Source organism: Rufibacter aurantiacus, from assembly GCF_017916345.1.
GTDB classification, from domain to species: domain Bacteria; phylum Bacteroidota; class Bacteroidia; order Cytophagales; family Hymenobacteraceae; genus Nibribacter; species Nibribacter roseolus.
In genome coordinates this window covers 326360-343795 of record NZ_JAFMSV010000004.1, presented here as the reverse complement: position 1 = coordinate 343795, position 17436 = coordinate 326360, and the positions used below count along the sequence as shown (strand labels likewise).

Genomic DNA, 17436 nt, shown 5'->3' with positions numbered 1-17436 from the left:
AGCTCAGGTTTTAGATAGGGTGGTATACGAATATAAACTCTTTCGGACTGAAAACGAGGGATTTTCTAGACTAGTATAACGGGCTCACCCAGGAGGCGAATAAAAAAGGCCAGCTGGTGGGCTGGCCTTTTCCTGAAAAGTAGGTAGTTCTGGTTACGGGATAAGCACCGCCCGGAACTGGGTCACATCAATGGTAGGCACGGATGAACCGTATTTGGCATTGATGGCCTTGATCATCTCATTGGCAATAATGGCGTATCCGCGCGGCGTTGGGTGCACGCCGTCAAGCGAGAACAGGTTACCTGTGATGAACGCAGGGGAATATCCTACGCCATTCAGTGTAAAGCCGCTCTGGATAGAGTTAAAGAAGGTATACGCATCAAACACTGCTAGACTTTTAGCATTTGCCTGAGCTACAATTGCAGCATTGTAAGCGGTAGTAGCAGTAGTGATTTCGTTCTGTTCTTCCGTATCCAGTACAAAAGCGCTTGGCACCGGGTTTCTTGGGTCTAGCCCGAATGCCTTAGTGGTGTCAATCTGGAACGCGGACAAGTATCCCTGCAACTGAGCTGAAGGGTTAGAGGGGTTCTGAGAAACCGCCAATTCACGCCAGTAGCGGCCTGTAGGCTGCCCAATTAAAGGAAGGTACGCGCTAGATGTCAACGTTAGTAGAATGTTTCCACCGGAAGCATCTTTGATAGACTCTGGGGTGATAACAATACGAGCCGCAGTATTCTTAGTAAGAGCTGTTACGCCGGTTATAGGTAAACCGGCTGCTTTTGCAGCAGCCACAGCAGAGGCTAACAATGGCTTTGCGGTTGGCCCAACGGTCGTAAAGAACGGCACTGAACGCACATCCGGGATGGTGGCGACAATTCCTTCGGCGCCGTTTGCCGTCATAGCCGTGATCAATTCTGTATACAGTGACGTAAAGGTAGCAACCGGTGTAATGGACCCGGCAAAACCACCGGCAGTAGCGTAACCTAACACGTCATTGTTGCCTAACCAAGAACTGAAGAACGTGTGCTGGTTTCCGCTTACTCGCTGCAGATAAGTTGCAGGAGAGTTCTCCGGCAGAATACGTTCAAAGTAAGGGTTAAACCCAATTGGGTTGTTTAAGCCGTATCCAGCTGTTTTAATGTCTGCTAGCTTAATTCCAGGAACGCCAAAGTTCTGGATCTTATCCAGGTCAGTAAATCTGGTTAAAAGCGCAGTTTTGCCATCGGCTCCCATGCCTCTTACGGCTAGGTTGGTGGTTACCGGGGCCAGGATAGGAGCTCCGGTGGAGGAGAATCCACCTAAGCGAAGGTAACCAGAACCATTGGCTTGGGCCTGTGTGAACAGAGGCTGCACAAATTGACCGCCGCCTACAAAGCTGAACTGGTTAGCCAGAATATTTGGATAAGAGAACACCTGACCTTCCAGGTAAAGGCCGTTGTCCTGGTAACCGGCGGTAAGAGAGTTTCCTACGGATACGTACTTGCTGAAATCCAGGGGACCTTTGCTAAGGGTAATGTCCTCCTCAAACTCGGGCTCGCAACCGCTGAATAAGAAAGCGGTGGAAAGAAGAGCGGCCGCGCCTAATCTATAGAATATGTTCTTCATCTTGTCTTGAAATTAAAACTTGTAATTGATGCCAACACCCGGAATGTAGGCTACTGACTTGAAAGTACCGGCTACACCGCCAGACTTGCTTGCGTCATCGGTGCGTTCTTTCTTGTTAATGTACAGGAAGGAGGCGTCAAGGTCAACTTTATCGCTCAGGGCCAGGGTTAAACCGCCAGATACCCCTCTTGAATCAGAGTCTGGTGTCTCTGGGGTCAGGTAGCCTTCCTGTACCGGTGAGTTGTCATAGTAAGCGCCGGCTCTGACGGTGAAGATGTCAGACACCTTGTACTGGGCACCTACGCGGTAAATGAAAACGTCTTCGTAGTTGCGTGGGCTTTCAGAGAAGGTTTCTCCGCGTACCCCGGCATTGTAGTCAAAGCGCAGCGATTTGTAGGCGCTCCACTCTACGCGCTGCACATCAACGGCAAAGGTAAGGGCCTCTGTAGGTTTAAAGCCAATACCCAGGGTGATGTTGGCAGGCATAGGAAGGCTGGCGTCAAACTGAGTAGCCTGGAACTGTCCCGCCACCAACGGTGAGGTAGGTAGCATGAAGGTCACGTCGCCGTCTTTCACTTCCATCTCCACTTTAGAGCGGTAGGTAAGGCCCAGGGAGAGTTTTTCTGTAGGTTGGAAGAAAACGCCCAGGTTAAACCCGAAACCGCTCGCCGAACCGTCCAGTTCTACCCCGGCCTCATTGTAACTGGCGTCTGTCAAAGGAATGCTTCTTTGCAGGTTCACACTACCAGTAGAGTAAACAAACCCGGCTCCCACGCCCAGTTTCTCTGAGATGCGGTAGCTGATGGTAGGCTGAATGAAAATGGTTTTCAGGGTTAACTCATTCAAGCCGTAACGTCCCTGCCACTGGTTACCCCAGTTAACAGAAGAACCAAATGGCGTGTACACCCCAATACCGAAGCGGAGCGGGCTTTCTTCTTTCCCAAAGGAAGCATACACCTGGAACGGGGTGCTGATGGGATTGTCTGTGGTAGACTCTGAGAAACCTGGAGAAGGTTCTCTGTAAGCTATTTTCGCATTCAACGCACTAACCCCCAACTGGATACCATTCTGCCGAAGGTGGGCCAGCGCTCCTGGGTTAAAGAAAATGCTACTTTGGTCCAGCGCCAAACCAGTGCCTGCGTGGCCCATGCCTATCTGCTTTTGCCCCTGTAGGTTAGCTTGGAACCCTCCGGCCTGGGCAACGCCCGCCGAGAGCACAGCACTGCCCAGTAAGGCTAAAAATTTACTTTTCATGCGTTCGCTAGTTAAAAATAAGTGTATTTGGTTCTTAAGGATTTGTTAATCAAATATAGATAAATAGAACTGATATTCTGATAGTGTTATGCATATCGCCATATTTTTTATAATTATTAATTATGATTTAGTGTGTGCGGTTTTGATCAGAAATATGCTATGGTATTTTTACAGGCCATCGGGGAGAATTTTCCTGTGTACCCATACGTGTGCGAGTCTTCCGGCTTAGCCATTAAGACTCCTTCCTTAACCATAAGGGGGGCTGTAAAATAAAAGCGGTTTATGACGTTGTGGTAAGTACGGTTTCCTTCAAATAATCCATAGGAAGGCAAAAGCCCTCTAAGAAAAAAATCACGCAGAAACCATCTCTTTTTTGCCAGATGCGTTTAGCCATGACTGGTTAAGAGATTTCAAGTATGTATGATGTATTGATTGTTGGCGGAGGCCCGGCTGGTCTTAGCGCGGCGATGCTCCTGGGGCGGTGTATGCGAAAAGTGGCCCTGTTTGATTCCGGCGTGTACCGGAACTCCTATTCCCATGCCATGAATGGTTTCATATCCCGCGACGGTACCCCTCCGGCCGAGTTCCTGCGCCTGGGCCGCGAAGACCTGGCCAAGTATGAAGTGGATATCAAACAGAAACGGATTGTGCGGGTGACCAAAGAGGGTGACCTGTTCAAGGTGGAGGACGAAGAAGACCAGGTGTACCTGTCCCGGAAAGTGCTGCTGGCCACCGGTCTCTGCGACCGCTGGCCCAAAATACCCGGGGCCGAGCCCTTCTACGGTTCCAGCATCCACCATTGCCCTTACTGCGACGGGTACGAGTCAAAGAACAAGCCGCTGGCCGCCTACGGCAAAAACCGCGATGCCATTGGGCTCTCCCTTTCCCTGAAAACCTGGAGCAGTGACGTCATGCTGTTCACAGATGGCACCAACCGCCTTACCCGCGAAGACCGCGAGCTCCTGGCCCGTAACAAAGTGCAGATCAACACCGCAGCCATTGAAAGGCTGGAGGGCGAAGACGGGCATCTGCAGCGCATCGTGTTCAAGAACGGACAGGTGGAGAACCGCGAGGCTATGTTCTTCTCCACCGGCTCAGACCAGCACTCAGACCTGGCGCGGCAACTGCAGTGTGACTTCACCAGCAAAGGCGTGGTAAGAACCTACAAACACCAGCAAACCAACGTGCCCGGCCTCTACGTGGCCGGAGACGCCGCCCGTGACATGCAGTTGGTTATTGTAGCCGCCGCTGAAGGCACCAAGGCCGCCGTGGCCATCAATATGGAGCTGCAGAAAGAGTTCAGGCTGTAGCCCTAAGTACAGAAGCTTCTGATGCGCGTTTAGCGGCTGTTTTCACAAAACGGCTGCTAAACGCGCATATTATTTGTCACCAACTTAATGATTATATTCCCGTTATGTGTAGGAAATGGCGTGAATTACCAAACGCTTTTTGTAACTTAACTATGTGCAAGACAAAATCGGCAAAGGTGGTTTGCAGGATGGCTGAGTAGTAGGTGAAATTGCCTTTGGGAAATGGACGAGCGGTGCTTCCCGGCACTCTGTGTGGCTTTGTGTAAGTAATCATTGCTTGCCATGCGAACAATATACCTCTCTCTAATCTTATGTGCCCTTGCCTTCAGATCATGGGCGCAAACAACCCTCACGCTGCCTCGCTGGACAGACTATTATGAATGGTACGGAAGCCAGGAAACGGGCTCTTGGGTACTTGCTTTCAGTAATTCCCATGTGTACAACACGCGCGGCCAGGAAACAGAACGCATACTTATTCAAAGTGATGTTGAATTACACAAGACCCGCCACACATATGGCGATTTTGGGTTACTGGAAACGTTGGAGCTAATTCCTGGTTCTGGAGGCTGGGTGGAGGGCTCTAAGTCTACGTATGTGTATGATGCGCAGGGAAGGCTGATCAGTAAAACGCAACAGGCAAAGGGCCCTGACCGCTCATCATTTGTTAATACCTCCAGGGTCATGTACCAGTATACAGAAAATGACCTGAACCCTTCTGCCGTTCTGCGCCAGGATTGGGATGAGGTTAGCAATAGTTGGCTGGATGCAGAAAGGCACACCCACCAGGTCTGGTCCACAGATCAGAATAACCCCTTCAAGTTGCTTAGCCATGCCATTCAAACAGCCCCTGCACCCTTGGATGTTGATTGGGTGAATAATGAAAGACACGGCAACTCCTATGACCCTGCCACCAGAACATTAACTTATGTCCTTGACGTGCCATCCGGAGATGGCTGGGTGTCCCATTCACGTACCCTTACCAACTTTGATGCTCAAATGAACCCCACCCAAATACGGACGTACGAACAGGCCAACAATGCTTGGCGGTTCACGCTGGGGACAGAATACACGCTGACGTACAATGCTGAAAGTGTGCTTACAGAGAAGATCGCTAGAATAAGGAGAGCCGAGGGCGGAGAATTAGAGAATGGCTATAGAGATGTGTACTCAGACTTCCAGACCTTTATTGTCACTAAAGCTGCGGAGCAGTTGCCTGCGTCTTCTCTGGCGGTGTTCCCCAACCCCACTTCCGGTGACCTGAATATCACCTTAGCCGCCGCAGGCTTTAAGCAGGCCCAGGTCCAGCTTTTCAACCTGCAGGGAAAGAAATTGTATGAGGCCATGACCTCGTACCCTTCTATCAGTAAGGGGAACCACGTGGTTCCCTGTCAGCACCTGGGGGCGGGCGTGTACGTCCTGCGCATCCTCACAGACAACAATAAAGAGATTTCGCGCACGGTGGTGAAAACGAAGTAAACCAGCCTAAAGGTTTGGGAGAGAGAAAAGGTGCGTTTACGGGCTGATTTCTAAAAATCAGCCCGTAAACGCACCTTTTTTATGCAAGAGCCGGGCTGGGAAGAAGGGGTTCCGGAACCTGTTTTCAGATGAGTGTCCTAAAAAATACAAAAAAATTGGTAGTGCGGGTAGGGGTAGTCTTAAGGGTAACTGTCAAAGCTTAACAGGTTGGGTTCAAAGGTCTTAGCATAGTGCCTGGGCAGCGGAGGTAGTAGGGAGGAGAAAGTACGTGCTTTTAGAACGGAGGTCACCCAATGTCAGGAGTCTTAGCAATGAAACCTTTTATCCAGGAATCCTAAACCATAAGCCCCATGAAAACACTTTACATTCTTGCTTTACTATGCGCCTTGTGCGTGAGCGCCTTCGCGCAGACTACCACCATAACCCTACCCCGCAAAACTCAATTCTACGTCTGGGATGCTGACGCCAATCCGGCAGCCTGGCAAGCGGTAAGCTCCTATACCACTACCTATAACTCCCGCGCGCAGATCACGGAGCAGGTATTAGCCACAGACGCAATAAATATGTCCCGCACAGTCAATACCTATGACAATTTCAGATTGACCGAGGCCGTGAACCAGAGTTGGGATATGCTCACCAGCACCTGGAAAACCGACTTCAAGTCTACCTACGCGTATGATGCCCGGGGACGCACCTCTACTATTACATACCAATCCACCACCGGCGGCACCGGCCCGCTCACCAACTCTGGTAAATCCATTTACCTGTACACTGGTAATGAAACCCAACCAAACACTATTGTGCACCAGGATTGGGACGCCACCACCAACACCTGGAAAGATGATGAGCGGGACACCAACTTTATGTGGACTTCTGAAGCCAGCAACCCCTTTGGGTTCATCATGTATGAAACCCAGCAATACGACGCCGCCACCAATACCTGGGTGAACGAAGAGCGCGTGAACACGTCCTATAACGCCACCACCAGAACCCTGGTCATGACCACAGAAGAGGCATCGGGCTCCACCTGGGTAAACAGTGACCGCGAAACCATTACCTATGATGACAAAAAGAACATAACGGGGATGCTTATCCAGGAATGGGAGAACAACGCATGGGCATTTGATAGTGAGGTGCAGTACGTGCTTACCTACAACAGCAGCAACGTCTTGACCGAGAGAATCACCAGGATAAGAGAGACCGAAGGTGAAGCGTTGGAAAATTCCCTCAGAGAAGTGTTTAGCGATTTCCAGACCTTCAACATCATGAAATCTGCGGAGCAGTTGCCGGCGTCTTCTCTGGCCGTGTTCCCTAACCCTACCAACAGCAGCCTTAAAGTAGCCCTGAGCAACGTCTCTTTCCAGGAGGCCCAGGTAGAATTGTTCAACCTGCAGGGCGTGAAAGTGTACGGTGCCGCTATCTCGCAAAGATCTCTCACCAGCGGGGCGTACGTGATCCCTGCCGAGCACCTCTCTGCCGGTATGTACATTCTGCATATAAGAACCGATAACAACAAAGAGATCTCCCGCAGGGTGGTTAAGAACTAAACAGACCAGTCATAAGCAAAAAGCCCGGAGCTTCTTTGAAGGCCCCGGGCTTTTTTGTTGTGATGGAGGTTTAAGAACGCTTGATTTAAGTCTTGCTGGGCGACTTGCGCTTTTGTTGGGAGACCTTCCGGAAGACCCTGTCTGTTAAGCAGTATTCATGGCCTTCTACCAGCAGGTGCATAATGAGGTTCTCTACGGCAATGGGCTCGCCTTCCTCTACCTCCTCCAGGTTAGAGTAACGCACGTGGGAACTGTCCATGATGGTGACCACCGCATTCCCGAAAACTTCCACGTGTTGCCCGCCTTTGATGATGATGCCGGTTTCCTCCCCTAAACCAATGCCTACAAACTGCGGGCGCTTGGAGACGGCATGGGCCAGACGGCCAAAGCGGCCCCGCTCCGTGAAGTGGGTGTCAATGAACACGTTCTTGATAAAGGAGAGCCCCTCGGTGGTTTTCACCTCGCCTTTCAAAAGAGAGTAATAACCGTAGCCCTCGTAGATCATGCGGTCAGACATGGCGGCGGCCCCGGCGCTGGTTCCGGCAATGGTGATTTCCTCTTCTTTGAACCGGCGCTGCATGAGTTGGTGCAGTTGGGTGCCGGCCAGAAACTCTTTCAGGCGCAGCTGGTTGCCGCCGGTGAAAAAGATCACCTCGGCCTTGCCGATGCGCGAAAGGTACTCTGGTTTATCTGCTTCGTTGTCTTCGTCAATGTGCATGAAGCGTACGCTGCTGCAGCCCAGCTCCTCAAACGCTTCTTTGTAGGCCTGCCCAGACTCCATAGGCTCCAGGGTAGCCGTGGTAATCACTTCAATATGAGAGTCAATGCTGCAAAGCTCAGAGCGGACCAGGTTGATAAGACCGTCATCATCGCCGCCGCCCAGTGCTATTAGGGTTCCTTTGGGTACTTGCATAAGTTGGGAAATTAAATTTGGCTGGCTCTGTCAGGGCGAACCATTGTGGGGCGTGCCGTGGGCAAAACTACTAGAGGTATGAACGTAGCCTCCTGCACAAGGATGTCAAAATAGGACAGAAAATGGCAGGAAACAAGCTTTGCCAGCCTCGCCAAGGAAGGGTATGGCGGCAAACCCGCTGCTCCAACGATGTTGCCCCGGATACGTACCTGCTAGTGATATGAAGATTCAGCAATTTGAAGACAAAGGTCTGGCCCATTTCTCTTACATCGTGATGGATGATTCAGAGATTGCGGTCATTGATCCGGCACGGGACCCCAGGCCTTACGAAGAGTTTGCCATGATCCATGATGCCAAGATTGTCGCGGTTATTGAGACGCACCCGCACGCCGATTTTGTGAGCGGCCACCTGGAACTGTCAGAAGCCCGACAGGCCAGTGTTTACGTGAGCAAACGCGCCGGGGCCAGATACCTGCACAAGCCCTTTGACGAAGGAGATGAACTACGCATTGGAGGCGTGACCCTGCAGGCCCTCAATACGCCCGGCCACTCGCCAGACAGCATCTCAGTTTTGCTGCGTGATGAGCAGGGGCGGGAGCATGCCGTCTTCACCGGCGATACCCTCTTCATTGGCGATGTGGGCCGGCCAGATCTGCGGGAAAGCGCCGGTCACGAGACCGCCGACCGGGAGGAACTGGCCCGCCAGCTATACCAATCTACCCGCCAGAAACTCATGCCGCTGCCAGACCATGTGCTGGTGTATCCGGCCCACGGAGCCGGAAGTCTCTGCGGCAAAGCCATCAGCGAGGCCAAGTCCAGCACCATAGGAGACGAGAAAGGCACGAATCCCGCCCTGCAGGACATGACCGAGGACGAGTTTGTGGCCTATATCACCGCCGACCAGCCCTTTGTGCCGCATTACTTTGAGTACGATGTGCACCTGAACCAGAAAGGCGCGCCCAAGTTCCAGACCTCGGTGAAGCAGGTGCCCATCATAGAACCAGGCCATAAACTAAGCAAGGGTTGCCTCATCATTGACACGCGGCCCCAGGACCAGTTCAAGCAGGGGCATTTGCCCAAGGCAATTAACCTGCAGGAAGGCCCCAAATTTGAGACCTGGCTTGGTTCTGTGGTGAAACCCCAGGAAGGTTTTTACCTCATTGCCGAGGATGAGGAAAAGCTGCGCGAGTTGATTGGTCGTACCGCCAGTATTGGCTACGAAGCTTTTATTTCGGGTGCGCTGCCGGTGGTCCCGCCCGGTACGGTGCAGTCGCCGGTGCTGGATCTAACCCAGTTCAGGGCCAATCCAGACGCCTTCACCATTCTTGACGTCCGGAACACGAATGAGGTGCGGGAGAACAAGGTGTTTGCCAATGCCTTGGAGATACCGCTGCCTGAACTCCGCGACCGCTTAGACGAAATCCCGACAGACAAACCCATTGTGGTGCACTGCGCTGCAGGGTACCGTTCTGCCGCCGCTGCCAGCATTGTGGCCCAGGAAATCACCCAGGTACCTGTTTATGACCTTGGGGAAGCCATTACTGAATTCAACGGAGACAAAGACCAATAGCCTGTATCCAAGCGTACAAAGGACCCCTGTTTTTCGGCTGTTTCTCATAAAACAGCCGAAAAACAGGGGTTGCTTTTTCCAGCCAGAATCACCGGGGAAAGACCATGTTGGACCTTATAAAACCTGGGTTTATCATCTTTGAGATGAGCCGTAGACCTAAGTTGCCAGGGAGGGTCAAAGCTTGGTTTTAGGGGGAAGTAGCTGGGTTTTAAGCTAAAATCTATAACTTCGGGAAAGGAGCCGTGCCTGATGAGGACAATTTACCCATGGAGTAGCACCTTAACAGGGCTTCTTTTTACGTTGAAATGACTCTAGGCTTCTGCAGGCCGGGTCACCATTACTTGCTTATGCTTTCTTTTCCTCGGCTTTCGGGTCTTCTCTTTATCCTTTTCTTTTTGGTTGCCTCGGCCTCGGGCCAAATCCTGAATGTAGAAAAAGCCCGGGTGGAGAAAGATACCTCCAACTATTTCACCGGCAAGCTGGGCGTTAACCTCAACCTGTTCAACCGCGCTGTGGGCAAAGAAGGCAAAACCGACCATTTCCTGGGGCTTACCGGGAACGGCAACATCGGGTACGTGTCTGACCGCAATACGTATCTGCTGCTGGGTTCTTACAATTACGTGCGCCTTAAGGGCGAGACGCAGGTAGAGACCGGTTACGTGCACGGGCGCGTGACCTTTAACCGGCAAGACCGCTTATCTTATGAAACCTACGCCCAAGCTCAATATGACTATAACCGGGGACTGGAGTTAAGGATGCTGGCCGGCGCCGGTATCAGGTTTGCGGTAATCCGGAAAGACAACATCAGGTTCAACCTGGGCACCGGCCCCATGTACGAATATGAACGCTGGCATAATCTGGAAGAAGACCGGTACATCAACAAGAGCATCCCCAAACTCTCCAACTATGCCAGTATCCGGTTGCCTTTGAACCCGTTTCTGGAGCTGAGTACCATTCATTATTACCAGGTAGGCTATGACCGGCCGGCGGGCATGGCGCGCCACCGCTTCAGCGGCGATGTGTCCATCATCATGAAAATCAACAGCCGATTCCAACTCACCACCAACTTCTCGCACACCTACGAGAACCGCCCCATTGTGCCCATCCCTAACTACCTGTACAGCCTCACCAACGGAATTCAGGTAAGTTTCTAAGATTCCCAATAAAATGAAGGATGCCTTTGTGCCTGCGCAGGGAATAAGGTTTTACAGTTGCTCACCTGCGGCGGGCCGGGGCGAAGGCCTACAGTGAGGCCGAGACACGGTCTGCCGCACGGATGAGCAATTAAAGTGGCAGTGGCCTGCGTGTACGATGCAACAGATAGCTTTAGCCAGGTGGTATCTTAAGTGAAGCCTCACTGTCCGAGCGTCAGCGAGTTTGAGACTTCTTGATTCTTTTGGTTACTTTTCTCATCAAGGAGAAAAGTAACAAACCTTTAAACGGAGGAACAAGCGCGGGAAACAAGCAAGAAGGAAGTGAGAGGTAGCTGCACTTAGTGAATTGAAGGGTAGTAGAGGTTGTTGGTGAGAACACTAACCACGGGGATATACTACCAACTGGAACCGCTTCCAATTCGCCAATCAGGAGATTGGCTGTCCGGGAAGTGCGGAGAGCGCTGCTGCTAACTCTCCGCACAACGCAAGTGAAATCCGTGTTTGAGGCTGGCGCCTCACTGCAGTTACAAACTGCAGGCCATGGTGGGTCCAAGTCATAGACTTGAACCAGAGGAGAGGAGGATAGATGTCCATTTCAGGTCATTTTTCCTCAAAACACCTCAAAAAACAAGATCAGTCTTCTGCGCTGCCTCCGCGGCGGTTGGCTTTTTTCTGCCCCTGCTTCTGCTTGGCCAGGAGCCTTTTCTGCACAGCAGCTTTAGACGGACGGGTTTTCTTGCGGGGCTTGGGCCGGTGCAGGGCCTGTTCCAACACTTCATAGAGTTTCTGCACCACCAAATCCTTATTGGCCAATTGGCTGCGGTCTTCCTGGCTGGCCAGATGCAGAAAGCCTTCTTTGTTGAGGCGGGGCGCCAGTTTCTCTAAGAGCAGGTCTTTCTGTTCCTGGGTAAGCAAAGCGGAGTTCTCAATGGAAAACCATACCTCTACCCTGCTGGCAACTTTGTTCACGTTCTGTCCGCCGGGGCCGCTGCTGCGCGAGGTCTGGAAAGTCAATTCGGGGGTTAGATCTGGGAGCATAGAAGCAATACGTAAACGCGCCAGGTCAGATGTTTTTTCTTGCCTGGGGAGCCATTGGTGCGGGCCGAGCCATTCGGCGCTGATCTTTCAATCTTGGTTCAAGGCTTCCAAACCAAATCTCAAATTTAGGGAAACCATCTCCTAGATTAACTCCTGGGAAAACGGCTCAACTGGAGAAAAAAATGAAGTTTTCTGGCAGATAAAACCCTGGAACTGTACGGGTGAACAAAGGTTGTTCATTTCTGGACAGATTTAGTCCGCGGGCGGACAGTTATAAAAAGGGGGTGTGCTGTAAATTCATGATAATCAATTATTTACAAGTTGGCACACCTTTGGAAAAGAAAGTAATCAGAGCAGACAACCAAAAGTACAGTCACTGCATCTTTTAGTTGTAAGGGAACAGAAAAACAGAGTCCCGCGCTTCGCCAGGGAGGCCAATCCCACAAACCTAAAATGTAACTGTTAACCTTAAAAATTTAAAGCCATGAAAATCATCGTCTTATTATTCGCAATGTGTATTGGTTCTGGTTTGGCCTTGCAAGATGCTTTGAGCGGCCTTAACTACAAACAAGAAGTGATTTACATCAACCAAGCCGGAAAACGGATGCCTGGCCCTACCGCCGATGCCACTGTTCCGCAACCCAACACAGTGGCCTACGCCCCTACCGGCAAAGTGTCCTTCGGAGCGTAAAACACCGCTTTCTGTTTCAGGCCCGTTTTACTTTAAATAAGCCCGAAACAGCGCATAGGTCAATCAGGCTAGAACCAGGAGGAGGATTCTTTCTTTTTCTTCTTCTTTTTGTCTGACGGGCTGAAAATACCCTTGATGATTTGCCCCGGGGTGGGTGGCTTCTCCTTAATAATAACGTACCTGATAGAGAAGGCCCCACCCATGTTGAACCACTCCTCGTGTCGGAAATGGATGGCCGGTTTCAGATCGGCGGACAGCAGGAACGGGAGCCCGTTCACTTTATACTCCAGGCCCACAATGGCGTCTACGCCGTAGATGGCCCCGTAATCTTTGAGGCGACCGCCGTGCGCTCCGCCACCCAGATAGTAGTTGAAGCGCTGGCCCAGCATAGGAAAGTGTTGCTCGCCCAGAATGGTGGCGGTTATTTCCCGAGGAGAGGCGGTGACCAGGCCTTCAAGGGTGGTTTTTTCCAGGATCTTTTGTTGAATGGTAAACCCAAACTCATCGCTGCCAATCCTAAGGCCGGCAGCCGTCTTGTAGCGTTGGGCCATGGCCGGCAAACAGGCCAGCAGAGAAAGGCAAAGCCCTAACAGAAATACTTTCTTCATGCGGTAAAGTACGGAAGAGAAAACCAAACAGCCGCCTCAAAGGCAGACAACACTCTCCAGCAGAACGGCCTTAAGGCGGGTTTTCTTTCACGGGTCCGGAATCATTTATAGGTAGCACCGCGGGTTGAGGTTGCACTCTATTGAAAGTCAGCTTCTTTGCAAAAAGAAGCTTTTATTTTTACCTTAACTACGAAAAATTTCGTGATTAAATTTTCTTTTTACGAAAAGCTTCGTATAATTGACTACGAAATAAGTCGTAGAGTTGACCTGAAGAGAAGCTATGGAGAATACAGCCCCTTTAAAACCCACTGAAACCGAACTGGAGATCCTGCAGATCCTGTGGCAGCACGGGCCCAGCACCGTCCGGTTTGTGAACGAAGAGCAGAGCAAGACCAAGGAAACCGGGTACACCACCACTTTGAAACTGCTGCAGATCATGCACGAGAAAAATCTGGTGACGCGTGATGAGGAAAGCCGCTCGCACGTGTACCGCGCCGCTGTGACCGAGGAGGAAACCCAGCAGCACCTCTTGGGCCGCTTCCTGGATACCGCTTTCCGCGGCTCGGCCATGAAACTGGTGATGCAGGCCCTGGGCAATCACCGCACCACCCCAGATGAATTAAACCAAATCCGCCACCTTTTGAAAAAACTGGAAGATGACTCCTCAAACGCTGATTCATGAACTCATGCCCCAGGCGGTGACCAACGCGCTGGGCTGGACCCTCCTGCACTCTCTCTGGCAAGGAGCATTGATGGCCCTTCTGGTGGGCGTCTTGCTTAGGTTAATGCACCGGCACTCGGCGGCTACCCGGTACTGGGTAGCCTGGGGTGGGCTCATCGCCCTGCTGCTGGTATCTGTCATCACGTACTGTAACCTCTATAATCCTGCGGTCACCGCGCCAATCCAGGAAGTAGCCGTGGTGGAGGCCAGCGCATTGCAGGTGCAAACCGTCATTATCCAGACCGCGCCGCCTTCTTTCTGGGAGAACGCCCTGGCGCAGGGCCGGGGATATTTCAACCAGAACCTGCCGGCCGTGGTAACGCTGTGGCTCATGGGTATGCTGCTGATGGGGCTGCGCGTGCTGGGTGGCTGGGTGTATGTGCAAAGGCTGCGGTCTTACCGTACCCGGGTGGTGCCCGAGGTCTGGCAACAGAAAGCGGTGGAACTGTCCCGCAAACTGGGCATGCACCAACTGGTGAGCGTAGCCGAGTCTGCCCTGGTGCAGGTGCCTATGGTCATCGGGCACTTCAAACCTTTGATATTGCTGCCCCTGGGCGCTTTAGCCGGATTATCGACCGCGCAAGTAGAAGCCATTCTGGCCCATGAGCTGGCCCACGTACATCGCCGTGACTACCTGTTAAACCTGTTGCAAAGCATGGTGGAGACCCTGTTTTTCTTCCACCCGGCCGTGTGGTGGATCTCAGACTGCGCCCGCACCGAGCGGGAGCACGCCTGCGATGACCTGGCCCTGGCCCTCTGCGGCGATTCCCTTACCTATGCTTACGCCTTAACTAACTTAGAAGAACTGCTCATGAAAACGAAAGTATCCGCTCCGCGACTTGCCGTGGCATTCTCAGGCCGCCGCAGGTCTTTATTGGGCCGCATTACCCGGCTGGTGCAGAAATCCAGCCTCCGGCCTTCTTTCTCTGAAGGATTCCTGGCCAGCTGTGCCGTTATTGCCGGGGTGCTGGTCTTCTCGGCCAGTGCCTGGGCCAACTACAACGTGCCCGCCAAACCCATCACCGTCCAGACCCAGACTCCGGAGGAACAACCTCTTGTAGTCCAGAATGCGGAAGAGTTACCTGCTGCGCCGGAAGTGCAGCCAGAAAAGAAGCCTGTGCAGTTTCAGCAAGAGGAAGATCTGACCTTGCAGCAACTGGGAGACGGGTTAGTGATAGTGCAGAACAAGAAGGGCAAAGTGGTGGAAGTCTACGTGAATGGCCGCCGCATTCCCAAGAGCGAACTGGGCAGATACCAGTCCCGCATTGACCAGCAACTGGCCGCTGCCAAGAAAGGCAAAACCATCCGAGATGATGAAGAAGTGGAAAGCGCCATGGAAGAAGTAGAGGCCTCGCTGGACAGAATAGGCGACGATGTGAACTTCAGGGGCAGAAGAGGCCAGTTAGCGCCTATGCCGCCTATGCCACGCATGCCAAGGTCTGGGATTGCGCCAATCGCCCCAATCCCGCCCATTGCGCCTTTGTCTGGCGACCCGGAAAGCAACAAGCGCTATAAAAAGGAAATGAAGGAGTATGAGACGCGCATGAAGGAATTCCACGCCAGAATGGAGGAATTTGAGGCACGGCAACGGGAATTTGGCGCCAGAATGCAGGATCGCCAGGAAGGTCACGCCGCGGACCAGGCCCGTTTTTCTGCCGAGCATGACCGCCGCATGGCAGATCACGCCGTCCGCATGAAGGAACACGAGGAACGCATGAAAGAGCACGGCATCCGGATGAAGGAGCACGAAGAGCGCATGAAGAAACATGAGGCCATGATGAAAGAGCTCAAGGCTGCCCTGGTGTCTGATGGCCTCATCAAATCTGCGGATGATGACTACCAATTCAAGCTGGACAAAACCGGACTCTACATCAATGACAAAAAACAGTCTGATGCCCTGTTTGCCAAATACAAAAAACTCATCCAGACAACCACCGGCGAAGACGTGGACCTGATGCTGCAGAAAGACGGCTCTAATTTCGTGATCCAGTCTAATCGCAACTCCAGCAAGAACTCAACTAAAAAGTAAGCGTTCTTTCCGGTAGGTTATAAACCAGAATCCCCTTCTTCTCTGTTTAGGGCCTAATTTCTAGAAAGGCGCGTGAAACGGAGAAGAAGGGGATTTTTGTGTCTAATGGTTTAGGTAATGTCTTTTTTGAGAGCTTCACCTTGGCTTATACTGATCACTTACCGGTTGATTTTGTTCCCTTTAGCATCGTATTCGTTCAGGTGCCTTCTTTTCAATTTAAGGTAATACCTGATAGAAAGAAGGCTTTTGTTGCTTCTTGTAAAATCATCTTTTACCACCCCAATGTTGTATCCATAATTTATATCAAAGTTCTGTAAACCTATTCCAATTTCAGGCCTTAGCTTAATTGCGTATTCTTTTGCCAGGTTAGAATAATAAAGGGCAGATAAGCTGGCATTGAGAAAGTAGAAGTGGAACCGGCCTTGGACTTTTGGTGCCAGAACTACCTCATCTATGTAGGAGAGCTCCAGGCCATAATTAATGCCATAAGAGCTTACAGGGAATCCACCGGCTTCATAGACATAATGTTTAAAGTACCCTACTTCGCCATAGGCATATCTGCCATAATTCAGTCCGATGGTCAATCCATGGTCCTTCCAGTCAGAGGATACTACTTCTACTTTGGGTTTATAAGGAGGTGATTGGGCTAGCACTTCATGACTTGTAAACACAGAAAAAAGAATAATCAGGAGATAAGCAATTATTTTCATTTAGCATGAAGCGTAACGCACTTGTGTAGAATATGTGCAGAGCCTTGGTTAATCATTTATTGTTTTTTGATTCTACACATTCGCAACTTCAACTCAAACCCTTAAAGAACCCCTGAACCCTCTGGCCGCATAGTAGGAGGAGGCGCCATTGTGGTATACAAAGACTTGGCCGTAGCGGAAATCGGCGAAGATGGCACCACCTAGCTTTCTGATCTCAGCGGGTGTTTTGAGCCAACTGGAGGTTTTCGTGTCGAAGTTGCCGAGGGTTTGAAGTTGCCGGTACTGTTCTTCGGTGAGAAGGTCAATGCCCATGGCGCCGGCCATTTCTACGGCGCTATTTTCTGGTTTATGTTCTTTTCTGGAGTCCAGTGCTTCACGGTCATAGCAAACGCTTCTTCGGCCTTTTGGACTTTCTGCGGCGCAATCATAGATTAGGTATTCACCTGTATTTGCATCCTGGCCCACTACATCTGGTTCACCCCCGGTTCTTTCCATTTCATAGAGTGACCACAGCTTTTCAGGATTGACTACCAGCTTTGCTTGCACGGCAGCCCATTCAATATTTTGGTGGCGATGCCTGTTTTGCTCAAAACGGCCTTTTAACGTGGTGAGGAGTTCTTCACGTTGTTCTGGTGACAACTCCTTTTCAGCTTCTAAAGTCATCATGCGCTATTTTGGTTTGATTAGAAATTCATGTGATTAGTAAGATAGCATGTAAGGCTGAGTACTTAGTAAGCCTTGCTACCTAGTGGTCTGTGTAGAGGAAGTATGGGCTATTACTTAAAGGCTGAACTCTACAACAATCCATTG

15 protein-coding genes are annotated in these 17436 nt (G+C 51.3%); 8 read left to right on the top strand and 7 right to left on the bottom strand.

The features are described 5' to 3' along the window. Nucleotides 1-153 precede the first annotated feature (153 nt). Both J3P34_RS16240 and J3P34_RS16235 read right to left on the bottom strand, forming a co-directional pair. Nucleotides 154-1605 carry an SGNH/GDSL hydrolase family protein gene (locus J3P34_RS16240; protein WP_210489694.1) on the bottom strand — a complete coding sequence of 484 codons (1452 nt, stop codon included), beginning with the start codon at nt 1603-1605 and terminating at the stop codon, nt 154-156. A gap of 12 nt (nt 1606-1617) precedes the next feature. Then, nucleotides 1618-2859 carry an OmpP1/FadL family transporter gene (locus tag J3P34_RS16235; protein ID WP_210462342.1) on the bottom strand — a complete coding sequence of 414 codons (1242 nt, stop codon included), beginning with the start codon at nt 2857-2859 and terminating at the stop codon, nt 1618-1620. A 416-nt stretch (nt 2860-3275) separates the two neighbouring features. On the opposite strand from J3P34_RS16235, the gene J3P34_RS16230 reads away from it, so the two are divergent. The 3 genes from J3P34_RS16230 (at nt 3276) to J3P34_RS16220 (ending at nt 7192) form a co-directional block, all read left to right on the top strand. Continuing rightward, nucleotides 3276-4169 (top strand): NAD(P)/FAD-dependent oxidoreductase, encoded by an 894-nt coding sequence (locus J3P34_RS16230; protein WP_210489693.1) that lies wholly within the window; start codon nt 3276-3278, stop codon nt 4167-4169. A gap of 681 nt (nt 4170-4850) precedes the next feature. Beyond that, the gene (locus J3P34_RS16225) at nt 4851-5645 is read left to right on the top strand and encodes a T9SS type A sorting domain-containing protein (protein ID WP_210489692.1); all 795 of its coding nucleotides are present in this window, start codon (nt 4851-4853) and stop codon (nt 5643-5645) included. A 350-nt stretch (nt 5646-5995) separates the two neighbouring features. Beyond that, nucleotides 5996-7192: a T9SS type A sorting domain-containing protein gene (locus J3P34_RS16220; protein ID WP_210489691.1), complete on the top strand. Its 1197-nt coding sequence runs from the start codon at nt 5996-5998 to the stop codon at nt 7190-7192. Between the two features lie 85 nt (nt 7193-7277). Here J3P34_RS16220 and J3P34_RS16215 read toward each other — a convergent pair whose 3' ends face one another. Further along, nucleotides 7278-8105 (bottom strand): cyanophycinase, encoded by an 828-nt coding sequence (locus J3P34_RS16215; RefSeq protein WP_210462338.1) that lies wholly within the window; start codon nt 8103-8105, stop codon nt 7278-7280. A 220-nt stretch (nt 8106-8325) separates the two neighbouring features. Between J3P34_RS16215 and J3P34_RS16210 the strand changes: the two genes are divergently transcribed. Together J3P34_RS16210 and J3P34_RS16205 are read left to right on the top strand one after the other, a co-directional pair. Next, on the top strand, nt 8326-9675 hold the full coding sequence (locus J3P34_RS16210; RefSeq protein WP_210489689.1) for an MBL fold metallo-hydrolase: 1350 nt from the start codon (nt 8326-8328) through the stop codon (nt 9673-9675). Nucleotides 9676-10022: 347 nt separating this feature from the next. Next, nucleotides 10023-10829, top strand: a complete 807-nt coding sequence (locus J3P34_RS16205) for a DUF481 domain-containing protein (RefSeq protein ID WP_210489688.1) — start codon at nt 10023-10025, stop codon at nt 10827-10829. A 633-nt stretch (nt 10830-11462) separates the two neighbouring features. Here J3P34_RS16205 and arfB read toward each other — a convergent pair. Continuing rightward, on the bottom strand, nt 11463-11867 hold the full coding sequence (arfB, locus tag J3P34_RS16200) for an alternative ribosome rescue aminoacyl-tRNA hydrolase ArfB (protein WP_210489687.1): 405 nt from the start codon (nt 11865-11867) through the stop codon (nt 11463-11465). A gap of 484 nt (nt 11868-12351) precedes the next feature. Here arfB and J3P34_RS16195 point away from each other — a divergent pair, with 484 nt between their 5' ends. Further along, on the top strand, nt 12352-12558 hold the full coding sequence (locus tag J3P34_RS16195) for a hypothetical protein (protein WP_210462331.1): 207 nt from the start codon (nt 12352-12354) through the stop codon (nt 12556-12558). A 68-nt stretch (nt 12559-12626) separates the two neighbouring features. Here J3P34_RS16195 and J3P34_RS16190 read toward each other — a convergent pair whose 3' ends face one another. Next, nucleotides 12627-13166 carry a hypothetical protein gene (locus J3P34_RS16190; RefSeq protein WP_210489686.1) on the bottom strand — a complete coding sequence of 180 codons (540 nt, stop codon included), beginning with the start codon at nt 13164-13166 and terminating at the stop codon, nt 12627-12629. Nucleotides 13167-13446: 280 nt separating this feature from the next. On the opposite strand from J3P34_RS16190, the gene J3P34_RS16185 reads away from it, so the two are divergent. Together J3P34_RS16185 and J3P34_RS16180 are read left to right on the top strand one after the other, a co-directional pair. Further along, complete coding sequence (locus J3P34_RS16185) at nt 13447-13848, top strand: BlaI/MecI/CopY family transcriptional regulator (protein ID WP_210462327.1); 402 nt, start codon at nt 13447-13449, stop codon at nt 13846-13848. Continuing rightward, complete coding sequence (locus tag J3P34_RS16180) at nt 13823-15916, top strand: M56 family metallopeptidase (RefSeq protein WP_210489685.1); 2094 nt, start codon at nt 13823-13825, stop codon at nt 15914-15916. The genes J3P34_RS16185 and J3P34_RS16180 overlap by 26 nt, the downstream gene beginning before the upstream one ends. Nucleotides 15917-16074: 158 nt before the next feature. Here J3P34_RS16180 and J3P34_RS16175 read toward each other — a convergent pair whose 3' ends face one another. Both J3P34_RS16175 and J3P34_RS16170 read right to left on the bottom strand, forming a co-directional pair. Further along, nucleotides 16075-16626: a hypothetical protein gene (locus J3P34_RS16175; protein WP_210489684.1), complete on the bottom strand. Its 552-nt coding sequence runs from the start codon at nt 16624-16626 to the stop codon at nt 16075-16077. 93 nt (nt 16627-16719) lie between these two features. Beyond that, nucleotides 16720-17292, bottom strand: coding sequence for a DUF4256 domain-containing protein (locus J3P34_RS16170; protein WP_428480480.1), 573 nt, complete (start codon nt 17290-17292; stop codon nt 16720-16722). Between the last annotated feature and the right edge of the window lie 144 nt (nt 17293-17436).